Origin of the sequence: Parendozoicomonas sp. Alg238-R29 (assembly GCF_947331445.1) — a bacterium.
In the GTDB taxonomy this organism is placed as follows: domain Bacteria; phylum Pseudomonadota; class Gammaproteobacteria; order Pseudomonadales; family Endozoicomonadaceae; genus Sansalvadorimonas.
Genome location: NZ_CAMZOG010000183.1, coordinates 1 through 2,333 on the forward strand (window position 1 = coordinate 1; position 2,333 = coordinate 2,333).

A 2,333-nucleotide genomic window follows, 5' to 3' on the forward strand; every position below is an offset into this window, starting at 1 on the left:
GGGCTTTCAAAAGGCTGGCCATAGCATGGTCATCAAAGTGACAGACGATATGAGCCTGGGTACCACAGGCGATCAGGTTGAGAGCTGTGGTTAGGGTGTTATCATCATTCTTGCCAGTAATGATAATACGGCTAGCGTCTATTATTGCAGCCCTTTTACAGGCATCTTCTGAAGCCATATTGTCTGTGGAAACGAAGTGGATGCGCTTGGGGTCAGGGTTTTCCATCTCCCTTGAGGATACCAGAACGATTTCTCGCTTTTCCCGTTTCTGATCACCAAAGATCAGGTCGATCATGCGACTGGTGCTGTCCCGGTGCCAGCCCATTATGACCAGATGGTTTTGCAACTGGCCGCTGAAGTCCAGTTGTCCTTTCATATTTTGTCTCCAGGAATTAACAAGAATAGTGGTGATTTTACCGATCATGGCGGCAAACAAAGTGATGCCACCGGGAATGATAAACAAACTGACAACCAGTCTGCCTGGTTCGGACTGTGGAGAAAAATCCCCGTAGCCAACTGTTGAAGCTGTGACCAGATAGAAGTAGTAAAAAACGCCGGGCTTGGTCAGGTTTGTCTCTTGTACCAGTTCCAGAAGAGCCCAGGAGAGCACAAAGTGCGAAAACAACGCGAGAGCCAGAACCGCCCAGTTCAGGCGCAACATATGCAGATTAATCCTCAGGAACATCCTGACGACAGGGTTCATTCAGCGGCCTCCGGAATAATAGAAAATCCCGGTATCTTATCAAGATAACCACGAAGTATGTTACTGCTGTTCAAACGGGCATCCAGCACAGACATAAAGGTATAAACACCCATCAGTTTTCTGTTCAGGAACAGGAACTCCTTAGGGGGAACCTCAAAATAACGGCTAACGGCAGATTTTGTTGCTTTACCAACAATGCGGTTGGGCAAGTCGCTGCTGTTCCAAAGGTAATTACCTTCGTTATCCATGACATGATCCGGTATTCCAGTGTGAACACCTGCTACCGGTTCAATCAGCATCTGGCAAAGAGTCGCGAAGGCATTGCGAATATCATCAGGCATGCCTTCACTGATAAACCGCAACTCTTCAGCACCGGCAACAATCTGTTGTTTATCTCCGTACCAGGAGGCTGCAATAATTCTGTTGATGGGAGAAATAATGTTAGATGGATATCGCGTGACCGCGCCGAAATCCAGTAAAACGATGGTGTCGTTTTTCTCTCCACTAACGTCTTTCAGTCGAACCCGGTAGTTGCCAAAGTTGGGGTCTGTTTGCGCCTCGTGCCAGTTAAACATCTCTTTGAAAAAGAGATCCAGCAGGCCGGAGGCCAGATGGTTTCTTCGCTCTTGAGAAAGGTTCAGGATTTCCGGCTCTGTAATTGCCAGCCCTGGTTCATAACTGGTAGCGAGCACTCGCTTTGTGGTGTATTCAGGAAACACAACGGGAACAATAAAACGCTTGTCGTGCTTCAAGTGTTCCCTAAAACGCTGGGTTGTTTGGGCTTCTTCCAAATAATCAATTTCCCGATGGAGCATAGAACGGATTTCTTCCAGCCAGTCATCAAAGGCATGGGTGGCTTTAATCATTCGGGTCAGGCGCAGCAGATTGGCGACGCCGTTTAAATCGGAATCCACTGCGTCAGCAACACCGGGATATTGAATTTTCAAGCAAAGTTGTTGGCCATCCCTGAGCCGGGTAGCTCTATGAACCTGACCGAGGGATGCTGCACCAATGGGGACGCGTTCAATTGTTAACTCGGCCAGCTTTTCTGTCCCTAATTCTTTTTTTAAAGCTTTGCGGATAACCGGCCACTTCAAAGCTGTCGTCTGGTGTTCAAAATCATGAAGAGCTTCCGTGACTTCTGAAGGAAGAAAGTGTTCACCATAAAGGGCCATCATCTGACCAATCTTAACGACGCTGCCCTTTAGTTTTCCCATTTCCGAAACCAGGTAGGCAGCCTGTTTTGATTGCATATCCCGCCTGCGGGACAGGCGCTTTTCTTTGCTGGTCAGGGCATTTCTTGCCAGGTGGGAAGCCATTCGGCTGCCAGCCAGAAATCCGGCAGATGCCAGATGCAGGCGGCGTTCAAAACTGCCTGTTTTGATACGGGAAACAACGGTATTACCGTGTCGGTCTTTCATATTCGGCGTGATGCACTTTGAATCATTATTCTTCTTGGGAGAATAATGAGCGACCCAGCGTTTGATGTATAGTGTCGATATTTTTCAGCCCGATTTTTTATCATGAAAGTGTTCACGCATTCCATGCTTTTGGGGCGCTTTCGGTTCATGATTAATTATGCGAATACTTTTGTTATCTGCCTACGATGCGGTGTCTCACCGTTACTGGC

General features: G+C 47.8%; 2 protein-coding genes. Both read right to left on the bottom strand.

Going from position 1 to position 2,333, the window contains the following annotated elements:
• Positions 1-703: potassium channel family protein (locus QMA35_RS21390; RefSeq protein WP_281649164.1), on the bottom strand; the 703-nt coding region annotated here is incomplete at its 3' end.
• Positions 700-2,124 (bottom strand): AarF/ABC1/UbiB kinase family protein, encoded by a 1,425-nt coding sequence (locus QMA35_RS21395; RefSeq protein ID WP_281649165.1) that lies wholly within the window; start codon positions 2,122-2,124, stop codon positions 700-702. The genes QMA35_RS21390 and QMA35_RS21395, both read right to left, overlap by 4 nt.
• Positions 2,125-2,333: the final 209 nt, after the last annotated feature.

What these genes read in the sequence shown, in the direction of transcription:
- QMA35_RS21395 (WP_281649165.1), bottom strand. Translation starts at nt 2,124, where the DNA reads ATGAAAGACCGACACGGTAATACCGTTGTTTCCCGTATCAAAACAGGC.